At 59.2% G+C, this 17427-nt stretch carries 17 protein-coding genes; 5 read left to right on the forward strand and 12 right to left on the reverse strand.

The window, feature by feature from the left end:
- Nucleotides 1-6 precede the first annotated feature (6 nt).
- Entirely contained in the window at nt 7-600 is a 594-nt protein-coding gene (locus tag L63ED372_RS02115; RefSeq protein ID WP_062402637.1) for a HupE/UreJ family protein, read from the reverse strand.
- A gap of 45 nt (nt 601-645) precedes the next feature.
- The gene (locus tag L63ED372_RS02120; protein WP_019425908.1) at nt 646-948 is read right to left on the reverse strand and encodes an urease subunit gamma; all 303 of its coding nucleotides are present in this window, start codon (nt 946-948) and stop codon (nt 646-648) included.
- Between the two features lie 218 nt (nt 949-1166).
- On the opposite strand from L63ED372_RS02120, the gene urtA reads away from it, so the two are divergent.
- From urtA to urtE, 5 genes are all read left to right on the forward strand, one after another.
- Complete coding sequence (gene urtA, locus L63ED372_RS02125; RefSeq protein WP_062407532.1) at nt 1167-2444, forward strand: urea ABC transporter substrate-binding protein; 1278 nt, start codon at nt 1167-1169, stop codon at nt 2442-2444.
- A 68-nt stretch (nt 2445-2512) separates the two neighbouring features.
- Complete coding sequence (gene urtB / locus L63ED372_RS02130) at nt 2513-4096, forward strand: urea ABC transporter permease subunit UrtB (RefSeq protein WP_062407534.1); 1584 nt, start codon at nt 2513-2515, stop codon at nt 4094-4096.
- 14 nt (nt 4097-4110) lie between these two features.
- On the forward strand, nt 4111-5223 hold the full coding sequence (gene urtC, locus L63ED372_RS02135; protein WP_062402640.1) for an urea ABC transporter permease subunit UrtC: 1113 nt from the start codon (nt 4111-4113) through the stop codon (nt 5221-5223).
- Nucleotides 5220-6095 carry an urea ABC transporter ATP-binding protein UrtD gene (gene urtD / locus L63ED372_RS02140; protein WP_062402644.1) on the forward strand — a complete coding sequence of 292 codons (876 nt, stop codon included), beginning with the start codon at nt 5220-5222 and terminating at the stop codon, nt 6093-6095. The genes urtC and urtD overlap by 4 nt, the downstream gene beginning before the upstream one ends.
- Before the next feature lie 2 nt (nt 6096-6097).
- Nucleotides 6098-6802: an urea ABC transporter ATP-binding subunit UrtE gene (gene urtE, locus L63ED372_RS02145; RefSeq protein WP_062402648.1), complete on the forward strand. Its 705-nt coding sequence runs from the start codon at nt 6098-6100 to the stop codon at nt 6800-6802.
- Between the two features lie 170 nt (nt 6803-6972).
- Here the strand turns inward: urtE and L63ED372_RS02150 are convergent, their stop codons facing one another.
- The 10 genes from L63ED372_RS02150 to L63ED372_RS02195 all read right to left on the reverse strand — a co-directional run bounded on the left by L63ED372_RS02150 (nt 6973) and on the right by L63ED372_RS02195 (nt 17336).
- A complete protein-coding gene (locus L63ED372_RS02150; protein ID WP_231624535.1) occupies nt 6973-7539 on the reverse strand; it encodes a PaaI family thioesterase in 567 nt (188 codons plus the stop codon).
- Nucleotides 7540-7624: 85 nt separating this feature from the next.
- Entirely contained in the window at nt 7625-9043 is a 1419-nt protein-coding gene (locus tag L63ED372_RS02155) for an MFS transporter (protein WP_062402652.1), read from the reverse strand.
- A gap of 1 nt (nt 9044) precedes the next feature.
- Nucleotides 9045-9746, reverse strand: coding sequence for an SDR family oxidoreductase (locus L63ED372_RS02160; RefSeq protein WP_062402658.1), 702 nt, complete (start codon nt 9744-9746; stop codon nt 9045-9047).
- Between the two features lie 71 nt (nt 9747-9817).
- The gene (locus L63ED372_RS02165; RefSeq protein ID WP_062402661.1) at nt 9818-10417 is read right to left on the reverse strand and encodes a TetR/AcrR family transcriptional regulator; all 600 of its coding nucleotides are present in this window, start codon (nt 10415-10417) and stop codon (nt 9818-9820) included.
- Between the two features lie 156 nt (nt 10418-10573).
- On the reverse strand, nt 10574-11800 hold the full coding sequence (locus tag L63ED372_RS02170; RefSeq protein WP_082431562.1) for an MgtC/SapB family protein: 1227 nt from the start codon (nt 11798-11800) through the stop codon (nt 10574-10576).
- Nucleotides 11801-11949: 149 nt separating this feature from the next.
- The gene (locus L63ED372_RS02175) at nt 11950-12780 is read right to left on the reverse strand and encodes an urease accessory protein UreD (protein WP_062402665.1); all 831 of its coding nucleotides are present in this window, start codon (nt 12778-12780) and stop codon (nt 11950-11952) included.
- 54 nt (nt 12781-12834) lie between these two features.
- Nucleotides 12835-13602 (reverse strand): ABC transporter permease, encoded by a 768-nt coding sequence (locus L63ED372_RS02180; RefSeq protein WP_062402668.1) that lies wholly within the window; start codon nt 13600-13602, stop codon nt 12835-12837.
- 13 nt (nt 13603-13615) lie between these two features.
- The gene (locus L63ED372_RS02185) at nt 13616-14434 is read right to left on the reverse strand and encodes an ABC transporter ATP-binding protein (protein ID WP_062402671.1); all 819 of its coding nucleotides are present in this window, start codon (nt 14432-14434) and stop codon (nt 13616-13618) included.
- A gap of 125 nt (nt 14435-14559) precedes the next feature.
- Nucleotides 14560-15594: an ABC transporter substrate-binding protein gene (locus tag L63ED372_RS02190; protein ID WP_062407536.1), complete on the reverse strand. Its 1035-nt coding sequence runs from the start codon at nt 15592-15594 to the stop codon at nt 14560-14562.
- A 260-nt stretch (nt 15595-15854) separates the two neighbouring features.
- A complete protein-coding gene (locus L63ED372_RS02195; protein ID WP_062402674.1) occupies nt 15855-17336 on the reverse strand; it encodes a nucleobase:cation symporter-2 family protein in 1482 nt (493 codons plus the stop codon).
- Nucleotides 17337-17427 lie beyond the last annotated feature (91 nt).

Consider the following 17427-nt stretch of genomic DNA (forward strand, 5'->3'; position numbering starts at 1 on the left):
AATCCTTCAGACCAAGCCGACCAGCAGCGATGAACCCATCAAAGCCAGAGCACCACCGGCGCTGCGTTGCAGCCAGACACGGCCAGCCATGCGTTGGCCGATCAGCACACCAGCGCCGTGCAGCAGGGCGCTGCCCATGAGCATGCCTGCCAGGGCAGACCAGGTTGGCGTGCCCGCCATTTCGCTGCCATGCGCTGCACCGTGGAACACCGCAAACACGCTGGCGACGGCTGCGGCAGCCGCCCAAGGCATGCCTCGACGCCAGGCCAACAGCAAACCCATCACCAACAAAGAGGCCGCAATCATCGGCTCGACCGCAGGGACGTGCACACCCGAAAAACCCAACAAGGCCCCCAAGGCCAGCATGAGCACAAAGGCCAGCGGGGCCAACCAGATCGGACGCACCGCGATGGCGCTCCACACACCGACGGCCAGCATGGCCGCGAGATGGTCCAGTCCGGTCAAGGGGTGCAGAAAACCTTCAGCGAGTCCTGTCAGTGCGCTGTGGTCGTGCCCGGTGTGGGCCAAGGCCCAAGTTGGTGCAGCCGCCATCAGGGCGCAGGTACTCAACTTGATAAGAGTCTGGATTTTTTGTGTCATGAAGTTCTCCGAAAGGGCGGATTTCTGTGCGTTGAAATGGGAAGGTCAAACAATGGGCTGGTGCACGGTCACCAATTTGGTGCCATCGGGGAATGTGGCTTCGATCTGGATGTCCGGGATCATTTCGGCGATGCCGTCCATCACATCGGCACGCGTCAATACAGTGCGGCCTTCGCTCATGAGCTGTGCCACGGTCTTGCCGTCGCGTGCGCCTTCCATCACAGCGGCGCTGATCAGGGCAATGGCTTCGGGGTAGTTGAGCTTCAGGCCTCGGGCCTTGCGGCGTTCAGCCAGCAGGGCTGCGGTGAAGATCAGCAGCTTGTCTTTTTCGCGGGGAGTGAGTTCCATATTGGTGCGTGGTGAGGGATTTGGTGCATCGGATGGGTTAAGCGTAGCAAAGAGCGTGCCCTATATAGAGCGCCGGACAAAAACCATGGAAAACACATGCCAACACTTGGTGCATCAGGGGTGATTTGGGGTTGGCACGGCGATTGCAAGAGATGTTGCGGTGCAGCAAAACTGTGCGTGTGTGAACAACTTACTTTCCTGAATGGAGTGATCTCATGATGAACCGTCGTGGCAACCTCAAAGCCCTCGCAACCGCCGCCGCCATCGTTGCGGGCAGCTTAACTTTTGTGAACCAAGCCCAAGCGCAAGCAGGCAACACCATCAAAGTCGGTGTATTGCACAGCTTGTCCGGCACCATGGCCATTTCCGAGACGGTGCTCAAAGACACCGTGCTCATGGCCATTGACGAGATCAATGCCAAGGGCGGCGTGCTCGGCAAAAAACTTGAGCCCGTGATCGTGGACCCGGCCTCCAACTGGCCTTTGTTTGCCGAGAAAACCAAGCAGCTGCTCGGCCAAGACAAAGTCTCGGTGATCTTCGGTTGCTGGACTTCGGTGTCGCGTAAATCGGTCTTGCCCGTGGTGGAAGAAATGAACGGCTTGCTGTTCTACCCCGTGCAGTACGAAGGTGAAGAGCTGAGCAAAAACGTGTTCTACACCGGCGCTGCGCCCAACCAGCAGGCCATCCCTGCAGTGGACTACCTGATGAGCAAAGACGGTGGCTCGGCCAAGCGCTGGGTCTTGCTGGGCACCGACTACGTGTACCCCCGCACCACCAACAAGATTTTGCGTGCCTACCTCAAAAGCAAGGGCGTGAAAGACAGCGATATCGACGAGAAGTACACCCCGTTTGGTCACAGCGATTACCAAACCATCGTGGCCGACATCAAGAAGTTTTCAGCCGGTGGCAAGACCGCAGTGGTGTCCACTATCAATGGCGACTCCAACGTGCCTTTCTACAAAGAGCTGGGCAATGCGGGCCTCAAAGCCAAAGATGTGCCAGTCGTCGCCTTCTCGGTGGGTGAAGAAGAGCTGCGCGGCGTGGACACCAAGCCTTTGGTCGGTCACCTGGCGGCGTGGAACTACTTCATGAGCATCAAGAACCCGGCCAACGACGAGTTCACCAAGAAGTGGGCGGCGTATGCCAAAGCCAAGAATATCGCTGGCCACAAAGACAAGCCTCTCACCAACGACCCGATGGAAGCCACTTACATCGGCATCAACATGTGGAAGCAAGCGGTTGAAAAAGCCAAGACCACCGACACCGACAAAGTGATCGCTGCCATGGCGGGCCAGACCTTCAAGGCCCCAAGCGGCATCACCAGCAAGATGGACGAGAAGAACCACCACCTGCACAAGTCGGTGTTCATCGGCGAGATCAAGGCCGACGGCCAGTTCAACGTGGTGTGGAAGACACCCGGCCCGGTCAAAGCCAAGCCATGGAGTCCTTTCATCCCGGGCAACGACGTCAAGCCTGACGAACCTGCCAAGAAGTGATCGTTTGAACGCGTCCTGAGAAGGGGAGGGCGCAGTCCCTCCCCTTTTGATTTCAAGAGATGAGCAAGATGAACACATGGATCGTGAAAGGCGCGTGCATCGCCAGCGTGCTGTGGGGCCTGACGGCGGCACACGCGTTGACAGTGGACGAGGCCCTGGGCATTGCGGTGGGTGACAGCGATGCACGGATTGAGGCATTGTCGAAAGCCGTGGTGCAAGGTGATGAAAAAACCGCCGCGTATTTGCAGGCGCTGGCCGACGATGTGGTCAAAACCGCCAACGGCCAAGTGCTGGTGGTGCGAGACGGCCAAGGCACAGACCCGGTGACGGGCCAAGCCGTGACGGTGCCGCCAGATGCCGAAGAAGTGATGTTGAACAACCGCCTGCGAGGCGAGATCGACACCGCGCTGGCCGCGCTCAAGTTGTTCAGTCCGGATGTGAAGGTGCGCAGGCAAGCTGCGCTTTCCTTGCTCAAAGAGCCCGATGCCAGCCGCGCCCCCTTGCTTGAAAAAGCCTTGGCCGCAGAAAAAGACCCCGCTGTGCAAAGCCTGGTGCGCCAGGCCCGCGCAGCCGCCCAGTTGGGCAGCGAAGTGCCCAATGAGCGTTTGCTGGCCGCCCGTGAGTTGGCCGACAGCCGTCAACCCGAAACCTTGCTCTTGCTGAACCAACAACTGGCCCAAGAGCAAGATCCTTCTGTCCAACAACAAATTCAAAAGTCCCTGGCCGCCGTGCAGGACAGCCTGCGCTGGGGCGAGCGCTTGGGCACTTTGTTCACCGGGGCCAGCCTGGGTTCCATCTTGCTTTTGGTGGCCTTGGGCCTGGCCATCACGTATGGCCTGATGGGCGTCATCAACATGGCGCACGGCGAGTTGATGATGATTGGCGCTTACGCCACCTATGTGGTGCAAGCCTTGTTCCGCGAGCACTTGCCCGGTGCATTTGATGCCTATTTGGCGGTGGCTATTCCTGTGGCTTTCCTCACATCGGCCTTGGTGGGTGCGGTGATGGAGCGCACCGTGATCCAGCACCTGTATGGCCGCCCGCTTGAAACCCTGCTGGCCACCTGGGGCATCAGCCTGGTGCTGATGCAGGCCGTGCGCAGCCTGTTTGGAGCGCAAAACGTGGGTGTGGAAAACCCCTCGTGGATGAGCGGCTCGCTGCAGCTGCTGCCCAATTTGCAGCTGCCCTGGAACCGCGTGCTGATCATCGTGTTCGCCGCCGCCGTGCTGATGGGTGTGGCGCTCTTGATCAGCAAAACCCGGCTGGGCCTGTTTGTGCGTGGCGTCACGCAAAACCGGCCCATGGCCTCGTGCATGGGTGTGAACACCGCCCGCATCGACACCTATGCGTTTGCACTGGGTTCGGGCATTGCGGGCCTGGCCGGTTGCGCCCTGAGCCAGGTGGGCAACGTCGGACCTGATTTGGGGCAGAGCTACATCGTGGACTCGTTCATGGTGGTGGTGCTGGGCGGCGTGGGCCAGTTGGCGGGCACGGTGTACGCCGCGCTGGGCTTGGGCCTGGCCAACAAACTGCTGGAGGGCTGGACCGGTGCGGTGCTGGCCAAGATCGCCGTGTTGGTGTTCATCATCGTCTTCATCCAGAAGCGCCCGCAAGGCATCTTCGCGATGAAGGGCCGCAGCGCTGAAGCGTGAACAGGAGCCTGAACATGAACTCATTCCAACTCCCTACACCCGCGCCCTTGTTGGGGCGCAAAGCCTGGACTGCTTTCTTGCTGGCGCTGATCGCCGTGGGCTTTCTGGCGCCCGTGCTCAACCTGTGGGTGCCAGTGGGCCACCCCTTGCACCTGAGCGACTTTGCGGTGTCCTTGGTCGGCAAGATCATGTGTTTTGCCATTTGCGCTCTGGCCATGGATCTGATCTGGGGCTACACCGGCATTTTGTCGCTGGGCCATGGCTTGTTCTTTGCGCTGGGTGGCTATGTCATGGGCATGTACCTCATGCGCCAGATCGGGCAAGACGGCAACTACAAAAGTGATTTGCCCGACTTCATGGTTTTCCTTGACTGGAAAGAGCTGCCTTGGCACTGGACGCTGTCGGACAGCTTTGTGGCCACGCTCTTGTTGGTGGTGCTGGTGCCGGGATTGATCGCTTTTGTCTTCGGCTACTTTGCCTTCCGTTCGCGCATCAAGGGCGTGTACTTCTCCATCATCACCCAAGCCATGACCTACGCGGCCATGCTCTTGTTCTTCCGCAACGAAACCGGCTTGGGCGGCAACAACGGTTTTACCGACTTCAAGCGCATCCTGGATCTGCCGATTGCCACGCCCGGCATGCGCATGGTGCTGTTTGTGTTGACCGGTTTGACGCTGCTGGGTTTCTTTTTGTTTTCGCGCTGGTTGGTGGGCAGCAAGTACGGCCGGGTGTTGATGGCGATTCGTGATGCAGAAACGCGGGTCATGTTCTCGGGCTATTCGCCGTTGCCCTACAAGCTCAGCATCTGGGTCATTTCGGCCGTGATGTGTGGCATTGCGGGCGCTATGTATGTGCCGCAGGTGGGCATCATCAACCCCGGCGAGATGAGCGCGGCCAACTCGATCGAGATCGCGGTGTGGGCCGCCGTGGGCGGGCGCGGCACCTTGATCGGCCCCATCGTGGGTGCGTTTTTGGTCAACGGTGCCAAGAGCTGGCTCACGGTGACCGCGCCTGAATTTTGGCTGTACTTTTTGGGAGCCTTGTTCATTGTGGTGACGTTGTATTTGCCCCATGGCGTGATCGGCTTGTGGGCCAAGTTGCGCAACAAGAAAGGCGGTGCCGCATGACGCCCGATCTGCTCCAAAAAGGCGCCGAGCGTGTGGCGCGTTTGAACCAAGAGCGCTTGGAGTCCACCGAATCCGGCGGCCGCAACGCAGGTTACGGCCGCGTGGTGCAAGACGCCAATGAGGTCGATGTGACCCATGGCCGCATCCTTTACCTCGAAGACGTGAGCGTGAGCTTTGATGGTTTCAAGGCCATCAACAAGTTGTCGCTCGATATCGCCCCCGGCGAGCTGCGATGCATCATCGGACCCAACGGCGCGGGCAAGACGACGATGATGGACATCATCACCGGCAAGACCCGACCCGACGAAGGCACCGTGTTCTTTGGCAGTACCATCGACTTGCTGCGCCACACCGAACCCGAAATCGCACAGCTGGGCATTGGGCGCAAGTTCCAAAAGCCCACCGTGTTCGAGCACCTCACCGTGTTTGAAAACCTGGAGCTCGCCCTCAAGACCAACAAGGGTGTGAAAGCTTCGATGTTTTTCAAACTCGATTCGCAGCAAAGCGACCGTCTGGCCGAAGTGCTGCACACCATTCACTTGGCGGACAGCGTCAGCAAACAGGCGGGTTTGCTCAGCCATGGTCAAAAGCAGTGGCTCGAGATCGGCATGCTGCTCATGCAAGAGCCAAAATTGCTGTTGCTCGACGAGCCGGTGGCTGGCATGACCGACCACGAGACCGAGCGCACTGCCGAGCTCTTCCTCACACTCAAGGGCAAACACTCGCTGATGGTGGTCGAGCACGACATGGGCTTCATCCGCACCATCTCGGACATTGTCACCGTGCTGTGCGATGGCGCGGTGCTGGCCCAAGGCACGCTCGACCAGGTGCAGGCCAACGAGCGGGTGATCGAAGTTTATTTGGGACGCTGAGCATGCTTGAAGTCAAAAACATCCATCAGTATTACGGCGGCTCGCACATCCTGCGTGATGTCAGCCTGAGTGCCACACAAGGCCAGGTCACTGTGCTGCTGGGGCGCAACGGCGTGGGCAAAACCACCTTGCTCAAATCACTCATGGGGCTGGTGCCGATCAAAAGCGGCAGCGTGACACTGGGCGGCCAAGACCTGAGCAACGCCAAGCCTTACGAACGCGCCGCCGCGGGCGTGGGTTACGTGCCGCAAGGCCGCGAAATTTTTGCTCGCCTCACGGTGGAAGACAACCTGCGCATGGGCCTGGCCACACAGCCCGGCGGCACACCCATCCCGCCCGAGTTGTTTGAATTGTTCCCGGTGCTCAAACTCATGCTGCACCGCCGCGGTGGTGATTTGTCTGGCGGCCAGCAGCAACAACTGGCCATTGCCCGTGCCTTGGCCGCCAAGCCGCGTTTGCTGATCTTGGACGAACCCACCGAAGGCATTCAGCCCAGCATCATCAAAGACATTGGCCGCGTCATTCGCCAACTGGCCGACGTGGGCTTGCAAGGCCAGCGCATGGCGGTGCTGCTGTGCGAGCAGTACTACGACTTTGCGGAAGAGCTGGCCGATCAGTACTTGGTGATGGAGCGCGGCGAAGTAATTGCCAGCGGGCCGGGCAATGAGATGAGGGACAAGAACATTCAGCAGCTGGTGGCGATTTGAGTTTTTAGCGCAGAAAAAGACGATGCTCGTGGCGAAGGACGGATATCCGGCGTTAGGACTCCTCCTTTGTAAATTGGAAAATCGGATAAATTTTCCTCGTGCATTCGCTGAAAAAAGTCTCAAGCCAGCACTTCACCGTTGCACTTCATGCACTCAACGGCCGAGCAAATTCAGCTGATTTTGGGCGCTGCCTCAAAAATGGCACAAGTCGTGGTGGCATGTGCATACAGTTTCCCGTCCGGGCCCACAATGCGCGCTTCGGATGTGCCGATCTGGCGACCGACGTGAATGGCATTGCCGATACAGCGCAGTGGACCGGTTTGGGTATTGGCGGCTCGCACGATGTTGAGATTGATCTGGCTGGTTGTATAGCCTAGGCCTGCTGGCAGTTTGGTCTGCACCGCACACCCCAAGGCGAAATCCAGCAAGGTCGCGTACCAACCCCCATGCACCGAGCCCAATGGGTTGTAGTGCTTGAGCTGTGGCGTTGCCTGAAAAACAGCCAGACCCTCGCCCACTTCGATCAACTCACAGTCGAAGGTGTCTGCCATGTAGGGATGGGGCAGCTCACCCTCCAGCAAAGCCGTCATCACCTGTAGACCCGTTTTGCCGAGTACCTGTTGGGGTTTCGCGAGACCCGCGTGTCCACCGCCGCGCTCGACACGGCGACGCCTAACGTCTTCCAGTTGCGCTTGCCATGCGTTCAAAGTGGCTTGGACTGTGCTGTCAGTTTGCATGATGGGCTCCATGAGTTGGTAGGTAAGTTGTGATGCACACGGACACGCGAGTGTGCGAAAAGAGAATGGATGAATTGACTTGCCATCATGACTGTGCACCCCGTGGTTTGGTGTCAACCGGCCAGCACAAGAGTCCTGTGAGCAATGCCAGCCCTGCATGCAACAGGTAGAAGGCATGGAAGTCAGACTGTTGGAGCGTGGCATCGCCCACCAGTGCCACTGTGAACGCCACGCCGAGCACGGAGCCAATTTGTCGTGTTGCCTGGTTGACCGCACTGCCCACAGCGTAGTGGGCAACGGGCAAGCGATTCACTGCCGCAGCAGACAAGGACGGCAGCACCAAGCCCACGGCAATCCCGCTCATCAGCAGACCGGGCAGCCAATGCAGCAGATAGTTTGGCTCGTTGCCGGGCACCAGAAAGAACCACAGGCTGCTGAGGGCATACAACAGCGAACCGCCCACCAGGAACGGTCGATGGCCCAAGCGTGAGGCCAGTCGTCCGGTGATGATGGCTGTGGGCATGACCATCAAAGGACCAGGTGTCACGGCCAGGCCCGCTTGTGGCAGCGTGTAATGCCAGATCCCGGTCATGTAGAAAAAGAATCCCAGAAACATCATCGAAAAGGCCATGCCGAACACCAGCGTGGCCCCGTTCACATATCGGTAGGTGCGATGCTGAAACAGTGACAAATCGATCAGCGCGTGGGTTCGGGTTCGAGCCCAAATCACAAAGCATGCTCCAGCCAAAAGACCACCGACCCCAACCCAAGCAATCTGTTGAGCCGACCAGCGCAACTCTCCGCTTTCAACAATCGCCAGGGCGATTGCGCCCACTGCAAGCATGAGCAACAACAGGCCCACAATGTCGACGCTTCGACGCTCCGTCGGTTTAACAGCTTCTTCGATCTGCGAGGCGCTGCGCCAGAGCGCCCAAAGACCCACGGGCAGGTTGATGTAAAAAACCCAGGGCCAGCCTGCGCTGGCGGTCACCCAACTGCCCAAACTCGGCCCTACCGCTGCAGCCAGCCCACCCACAGCGCCCCACAAACTCACAGCCACGGCTCGCTTTTCGGTGGGAAAGGCGGCCAACACAATGGACATGGAAGCGGGCGTCAGCAATGCGGCCCCAATGGCTTGAAAAGCGCGTGCGGCAATGAGCCAATCGACAGAAGGCGCCGCGCCACAAGCCACCGATGTAACCAGAAAAAGTGTGAGTCCTAGTCGGAATATGCGACGACGACCATAGGCATCGGCCAATCCACCGGCTGGGATCAACATAGCGGCATACACGACCGTGTAGCCATTGAGCACCCAAGACAGCTCGGCGGCAGAAGTGCCCGCAAAGCTCTGGCGCAGTGCTTCGAAAGCGGCAAACAGCATTGTGGTGTCCAACGACACCAAAAAGGTGGCGCTGCAAGCAATCCAAAATGCAGGCCACGGAGATTTGGCAGGCATCGATTCGGACTGGCTCTTCGTTGTTGTGGGGACCTTATTGATAGTCATTTCAACGTGCCGCCAAATAAACGGCCTGCTCCGCGGACAAGCTAGCTTTGACTTGTTGGGTCATTTCATCGGCCAGGACCTCATGGGCACCCGCTTCAAGCGCTTGCAGTGTGCGCTCGACGATGGCCTCTGGTGTTGACTTGGGCATGTCGATCCCTTTGGTGAGGTCTGTGTCCACAAAGCCCATGTGCAAAGTCAGCACCTGAGTCCCCTGTCCACGGAGGTCGTTGCGCAAACCATTGCTCAAGCTCCACAAAGCCGATTTGGAAACTGCATAGTTAGCGAGCTTGGGGCTGGTGATCCAACTGGCAATCGAGGCCACGTTGATCAGTGCGCCGCCACCATTTTGGGCCAGCACAGGCGCAAAAGCACGGCTGATGCGAAGCGGTCCCAGTACATTGGTTTCAAGGTGATTTCTCAACATGGCCTCTGCATCTTCGGCCATGAAACTACCGAAGTTGGCAATGCCTGCATTGTTCACCACGATCGTGACGTCCTGAGCCAGTTGCGCGGCGGCCTGAACATCTGCAGATGAGTTGACTTCGAGCTTGATGGGGGTCACACCAGCCAAGTTCATTTTGGAGGGGTCACGCGAACCTGCATAAACTTTTTTTGCGCCTCGCACGAGAAAGGCTTTGGCAAACGCAAGCCCAATGCCGCGGTTTGCGCCCGTGATGAGAACGGTGGAATTTTCAATTTGCATGGTTTACTTTCATTATGATGACCGTCATATATTGGATCGAATAAAAATTTCAGGTCGAAAGGGCAAGACAATCAATGTTGGGTGGTGTGTTGGTAACGCTCGAGCAGCGCCTGCCGTGTTTGGGTCAAAACGGTGCGCCCCTCTTTTCCGCCAAGTGTTCGCGCCAATTGCAAGGCACCTACCATCGTTGCCGTGATGACTGATGCCTCATTCTCATCGGCATATTCGGGCAAGGCAGCCTGCACCAAAGCGATCATCGCATCCACTCTGCGGCGAGCTTCCACACGAACCACTTCGTCTTGGCGCGTCATTTCAGAAGACAGCGCGGCAACCACGCAACCATCTTCGATACGTTCCATGTGTGCCTGATGCAAGTAGGTTTCGACCAAGGCCTGATAGCGTGTGCCGCCCTTGGCCAGACGACGCTCGATCACCTCTGTCAAAGATTCAATGTTTTCTTGTCCTGCTCTGGCCAGCGCCTCAACCACCAAGGCGTCACGCGATTCGAAGTGCGCGTAAAAGCCGCCATGCGTCAGTCCGGCTTCTTTCATGATGTCGGCAACGCCAATACCGCGGTAACCCGCGCGACGAATTGCCTTGGACGCCACCTCGACGATGCGAGCATGACTCAGTTCTTTTCGGGTGGGTAATGATGACATGATGATCATCATATTAAAGGGTCCATGTGGTTGGGTCAAGTGTCAGAAACTACCCATTATTTTCAATAGTCCAGCATACAACCGCTTAGGGTCAGCTTCAGCCAATGGTTAACACTAGACCTTTGTCTGCTTCCAGCCTCAAGCAGACTTTCATCCAGCAAGGACCCTTCAGATAAACCAAAGCACACCTACCGCACCGCCCACCACCATGGCGACGAACCCCAGTCCTACGGTCAGGTCGTAGCGAATCCCGCCGCTGGCCATCGCCAAGGCGGTTTTGGCCACTGCGCTGGAGGCCAGAACGGCCACCAATGCCCAATGCGCCCACTCAGGCGTCATGCCGCCTGAATGAATCAGTTGCGCAATGCTGGCGGCGGCGGCATGCACTTCCACCCAAGCCACACACAAAGCAGCCAACAATACGCCCACATCGCCAAAAACATGTTGCAGCAAGGCAGCGAGCAAGGACATCAAGGCAATGATGGTGGCCATGCCCAGGGCATGGGTGAGCTTGAAGGCACGCCCTGTTGGCGTCTCGGCACCATCGCCTTCGATGCGCCGCAATGCGAGCAGCACCACCAGCTGCAAGCCCAGGCCCGCCAAGACCAGTGGCCAGCGCATGGCCACCAGCAGCGTCGGTGATGCGGCTCCCAGCACCCCGGCAAACAGCGTCAACGACGCCAGATTGGCGAGCATGGCGCAAGCCGCTGCGGGCAGTGGGTCACTTTGCCCAGCCCGCACGCGCTGGCCTGTGCTGACGACCACGGCAGTGGAGGACACAAAACCCGAAAAAAAGGCCGCCAGTGGCATGCCCCAGCGCCCACCCAGCGCCCGCTGCGCGACATGGCCCAGCATGCCGACTGCCATGACCAGCACCACGATGCGCCAAAGCGTGATGGGTTGCAGCACGCCCCAGGGGTCCATCGCTTGGTCTGACAGCAGCGGCATCACAACCAGTGCTGCGGCCGCCAGGATGAGGGCGTCTTGCAACTCTTGATCGGTGATCAACACAAGGCTGATGCGCTGCGAAGCTTGTTTGGCATGCAGCAGCGCCGCAGCCAGCACACCGAGAGCGGCAGACAAGCTCGGGTTTTGCTGCGCCAGCGCCGACAGCATCAAGGTCACCAGCAAGGCCACCTCGCCCGTCTGGCCAGGATCGCTTCGGACGGTGGCCTGATAGCCACCGATCATCAGTGCACCGATCACCAAGACCGTGGCCACAAATGGCCAAGTGCCCAAACTCCAGCTCACATAGCCGAGCATGGCCACCAGCGTGTGCGTTCGCGTGCCAGCCTTGGTTCTACCGGGTTGGTGTCGCCGCTCGCGAACAACACCGATCAGCAAGCCCACCCCCAGGGCGGTCAGCAAACCCATCCAATGCGCGGCGGAGTTCATGAAAAAACCAACATCATCCGCATCTGAGCATGATGCTCAGCGCCTAACCGTGATCCAGATCATGCTCTGATGGATCTAGGTCTTGGGCCGTTCGCCTGTGTCGGCTGAAAGTTGGATGCAATGAGGTTTAGGCCCAAGAGTCTCAGACTTCACATGTTCCACAGCCGAGGCACAGCCCCTGGCAAAGCCCACATCTCTTGGCGCCATGCCGCCCACACCTTCCGCAGCAGTTCAATCGCCGGTTCTGTCACAGGCGATAGCACCCGCAGCACGATGACCTGTTTGTGTGGTGAGGTCGCCCCTGCGGTCAGGCGCAGTTCAGACGCTTCGAGCAGTTCGCGGGCACAAGCCAGAGCCCGTTCAATGCGCTCATCGGCCATGGTGCTGCCCGCTGCAAACACCAGCGTGGCCATGCAGCGCTGGCCTGCCAAGCCGAGCGGGCTGTTCATCAATCTGGAGTCGCTGGCATCCAAGGTGCCGCGTTCCAGCCACACGCCGGGAATCTCCAGGTGTTGCCGGAAGGTGCCTTGCACAAAAGGCATGTCGGCCGCAGGCAGGCCCAGCGCGGTGATGTCCCAGGTCATCATTTCGGCCCCGGGTGCCAAGTCAAACACCGCGCGGTTGAGGCCATCACAGCCGTTGTAAGCAATCGCCTCCAAGGGCAGCCATTCGAGCCGAGCACCCGATTCCACACGCGCATGCACTTGCTGTGTCGCAAGGCCCGCTTCAGACCGATAAAAACGCGTGGCCCCAGGTGTGGTGACCAAGCCGTGAGCACCTGCGCCCACAGAAACGTGCATGTCGAGGGTGTCGCCACCCACCAAGCCGCTGGGCGGGTGCACCAGCACGTTGTGGCACACCGCATCGCCTTCGGGGTAGAGGCTTTGCAAGATGCGCAGCGGGCCCTGGTGCAGGTAGCGGGCCACGCTGCGCTCGGCTTCGAGCGTGTAGTCCAAATCGAGTCGGGCCAACCAAGTCATTGGGTCAACTACCTTGGGTTGGCCGACGGCGTCACACGCACAACAGTAGGCGCTTTACTCGCCTTGCGAGCCGCGGTGTGCCCAGCCGGTGGTGCGCTTTTCGATGGCGCTGAACAGTTCGTACATGGCCATGGCCATCGCGCCCACCACCACCAAGCCAGAAAACGCCAAGCCCATTTGCATGGCCGAGCCGGCCGAGATCAGCAGGTAGCCAATGCCTTCGTTCGAAGCCGTCATCTCAGACACCGTGGTGCCCACAAAGGCCAGCGTGATCGCGACTTTGAGCGAGCCGTAAAAGTAAGGCATGGAGCGGGGCAGGCCGACTTTGACCAGCACGTCCCAGCGTTTGGCACCCAGCACGCGCAGCACGTCTTCGAGCTCAGGCTCCAGCGTGGCCAAGCCGGTGGCGATGTTCACCATGATGGGGAAAAAGCTGATGAGGAAAGCCGTGAGGATGGCCGGGCCGATGCCGATGCCGAACCACACCACCAAGATGGGCACAAAGGCCGCTTTGGGCAGCGCGTTGAAGGCGGTCATGAGCGGGTACACGGCGGCATAGGCCAGGCGCGAGCTGCCAATAATGAAGCCCAGCAGCACGCCCACCACGATGGCGATGCCAAAGCCCACCATGGTCACCCAGTAGGTGCGCCAGGCGTGGCCCGCGATCACGTCGCGGTATTCGATGGTTTGCTGCGCGATGCGCGAAGGGCTGGGGAAAACGAATTCCGACACGTTGAAGGCGCGGCACAGGCCTTCCCAAACCAGGATGCTCAGCACCAGCAAGATCCAGGGGGACCAGCTTTCAAGGGATTTCTTGTTCATGTGGGGCTCCCGCTCATTGGTTGATGGCTGTACCGGTCTTGCGCATGGCACCGATGTGGCCGCGCAGCTCGTGCACGATGTTGGTGAATTCCGGGGTGTAAGTGATCTCGAGGTCGCGCGGGCGCGGCAGGTCGATCTCGCGTTTGACCACAAAACGGCCAGGGCTCTTGCTCATCACATAAACCGTGTCGGCCAAAAACACCGACTCGCGCAGGTCGTGAGTGACCAAAATCACGTTGAACTTTTGCTCGGTCCACAAGTCGCGCAAGATGCACCAGAGTTCTTCACGCGTGAAGGCGTCGAGCGCACCGAAGGGCTCGTCCAGCAGCAGCATCTTGGGCTCGTGAATCAAGGCGCGGCAGATGCTGGCGCGTTGCTGCATGCCGCCCGACAGTTGCCACGGAAATTTGTCTTCGTAGCCGCCCAAGCCCACGGTGTTCAGCAGTTTGCGGGCGCGTTCTGCGTACTCTTCGCGTTTTTGCTTGAAGTTGGAGCGGTAGGGCTCCACGATTTCGAGGGGCAGCAGCACGTTGTCGAGTGTGGTGCGCCAAGGCAAAAGTGATGACGCCTGAAACGCCATGCCGCTGATCTTGAGCGGGCCGGTCACCGGTTGGCCGTCGACCAGGATGCGGCCTTTGCTGGGCATTTTGAGGCCGGTGGTCAGCTTCATGAAGGTTGACTTGCCGCAGCCCGATGGCCCAACGATGGCGATGAACTCGCCTTGCTTGACCTGCAAGTTGATGTCTTCGACAGCGAAGTGGTTCTGCGCCAGCAACTCGTCGTTGTAGGCCAGCCAGACATTCTGGAAATCAACGAATGATTCTTGGGTCATGGTGAGAGCTCGAAAATGGTGTTCGAAAGTGTATACACGCTACGCCCTGTAAAAGCCCACCGACCCGTGCAGGGTGGCGGTGGGCCCGGAGCGCCGGGGCGGCATGCCCCGAAGCTGACGCTGGATTACTTCTTGCCCTTGGGCAGGATGTCCAGCTCTTTGGCGGTGGGCAAGAACGAGCCGTTCCAGATGTCTTCGGACTTGACGCGGGTCTTGGTGTTGAAGGCGTCCGACACTTGGGAAGCCATCAGCGTCATGCGGGGGCCGTTGATCTGGCCAAAGCCTTCGGCGCGGGCCGATGGGCTGTTGATCACAGTGTCGATGGCCAATTGAAGGCGGCGGGTTTCCAGCGCCACGTTGATGATGCCGTCGCGGGCCTTGACCGATTCAATGGCTTTGGCGGGGTCGGCCATCACGTCTTTGGCACCCTTGGTGAAGGCAGCCAGAAAGGCTTTCACAGCGGCTGGGTTTTCCTTCAGGATCTTGGGCGAAGCGATGATCGCGTTGCCATAGAGCTTGACGCCGAAATCGGGGTACTGCATGACCACCACGTCTTCGGCTTTCACGCCACGCGCTTCGATGTTGAGCAGCGAGGTGAAGGTGAAGCCAGTGATGGCGTCCACGTCACCACGCACCAACATGGTTTCGCGCAATGGTGGGTCCATCGCGGTCCATGCCACGTTGCCGATGCCGTTGGCTTTTTGGAAGATAGGGAAGGCACGGCGGCCCGCATCAAACACGGGTGCGCCCAGCTTCTTGCCAGCCAGGTCAGCGGGGGTCTTGATGCCGGACTTCTTCAAAGCCATCACCGAAGCGGGGGTGTTGTTGTAGACCATCATGATGGCCACAGGCTTGTTGGGGGCGTCGGGGTTGTTGGCGTGGAATTCCATCAGGGCGGCCAGGTCGGCAAAGCCCAGGTCATAAGTGCCCGAAGCCACTCGGGTGACTGCGCCACCGGAGCCGTTGCCTGAGTCCACCGTCACGTCCAGTTTCGCGTCCTTGAAATAGCCTTTGGCTGCAGGCAGCAAGAAGAAAGCCGAAGGGCCTTCAAAGCGCCAGTCCAGCTGGAACTTGATGGGGGTGCTTTGGGCTTGTGCCAGGCCAAAAGAGGCGGCGGCTGCCAGTGCGGCCGTGGCCTTGAGTAAGAAACGCTTGTTCATGAGGGGCTCCATAGACTGATAAACGGTGAATCTTGTCTAGCAAAATCGATGCCATTATCAGGTAATGACCTGACGGTGTATGTCAGGTCCATCCCCTATAAATCCCCTGTTTTGGTGCCCATTTCGTCGTCAAGACGCACCAAATTGGGGCTTTCGGCGGGGCCCCAGCGCGCGGTTGCACAGACCTAAGCCTGTTCGGCCCTGCCAAAAGTAAAAACCCCCGAACAAGTCGGGGGTCATTTCTGGCGCCTTGATTCAACTCAATGCGAGTCGGCTTGTTTGGCCGCTTCGATCGCCTCGCTGCTGTCGCCTTTGGACCCGTTGAAGTACAGGTTCAAGAGCACAGCGCTGATGGAGGCCAGCAAGATGCCCGACTCGATCAGCGGGTGGATGCTGTGAGGCATCCACTGCAGGTAGCGCGGCGCGATCAGCGGGATCATGCCAAAGCCGATCGAAATCGCCACGATGAACAGGTTGTTGCGGTTGCCTTTGTAGTCCACGCTGGCCAAGATGCGGATACCGGTGGCGGCCACCATGCCGAACATCACCAAGCCCGCACCACCCAACACAAAGGTGGGCAGTGACTCAACCAAGGCTGCCATCTTGGGCAGCAAACCCAGCACGATCAGGATCACGCCGCCTGCCACGCAGACGAAACGGCTTTTCACACCCGTCACGCCCACCAGGCCCACGTTTTGCGAGAAGCTGGTGTAGGGGAAGGTGTTGAAAATGCCGCCGATCAGAGTGCCCAGACCGTCGGTGCGCAGACCTGCGGTGAGCATTTTTTGATCGACTTTTTTACCGGTCAAATCGCCCAGTGCGAGGAACATGCCGGTCGACTCGATCATCACCACGATCATCACCAAGGTCATGGTCAGGATCAGGATCGGGTCAAAGACGGGGGCGGCAATTTCAAAGGGCAGCACCAGGTCAAACCAGCCGGCTTTGCTGACTTTGTCGAAGTTCATGAGGCCAGCGGCCGTGGCCACCACGCCACCGACCACGATGCCCAGCAGCACCGAAATGTTGGACAAAAAGCCACGGGCGTACTTGGCAATCAGCAAGATGGACACGAGCACGATGGCGGCAATGCCGATGTGCGACAGCTGCGCGTACTTGGGGTTGGGCACCGAGCCGACGATGTTCATGCCGGCAGGCACTGGGGGCACCGCGCCCGTGCTGGCCGCTTGTTTGGCGGCATCGAGCCAGGCCAGGTGTTCCGGGTTAGGGATGCTGGGCGCTGTGGGGCCGAAGGGGTTGCCAAAAATCCAGTTGATGCCCACCCGCATCAAGCTGATGCCGATGACGGCAATGATGGTGCCGGTCACGACAGGTGGGAAAAAACGCAACATGCGACTCACGATGGGCGCAATCAAGATGGAGATCACCCCCGCGCCAATGATGGCGCCAAAGATCAGCCCTGCGCCTTGAACGCCCGGGTTGTTGTTGGCCATGGCGACCATGGGGGCCACCGACGCAAATGTCACGCCCATCATCACGGGCAGCTTGATGCCAAACCACTGTGTGGCACCGAGCGATTGGATCAGCGTGACCAAACCGCAGCAAAACAGGTCGGCCGAGATCAGCATCGCCACTTGTTCAGGGCTGAGTTTGAGGGCGCGGCCGACGATCAGGGGCACGGCCACCGCGCCGGCATACATCACCAGCACATGTTGCAGGCCCAAAGCGGCGAGCTTGCCATTGGGCAAATGCTCGTCCACGGGGTGGATGGTTGAACTCATGGAGGGGTCTCCTGAAAGGTAAACAGAGGGGGAAAACTGCAAAGAAACTAGATGTGTGCTTCTTTGTGTTCGAAACTGTATACAAAATTTC

Source organism: Limnohabitans sp. 63ED37-2 (genome assembly GCF_001412535.1).
GTDB lineage: Bacteria > Pseudomonadota > Gammaproteobacteria > Burkholderiales > Burkholderiaceae_C > Limnohabitans_A.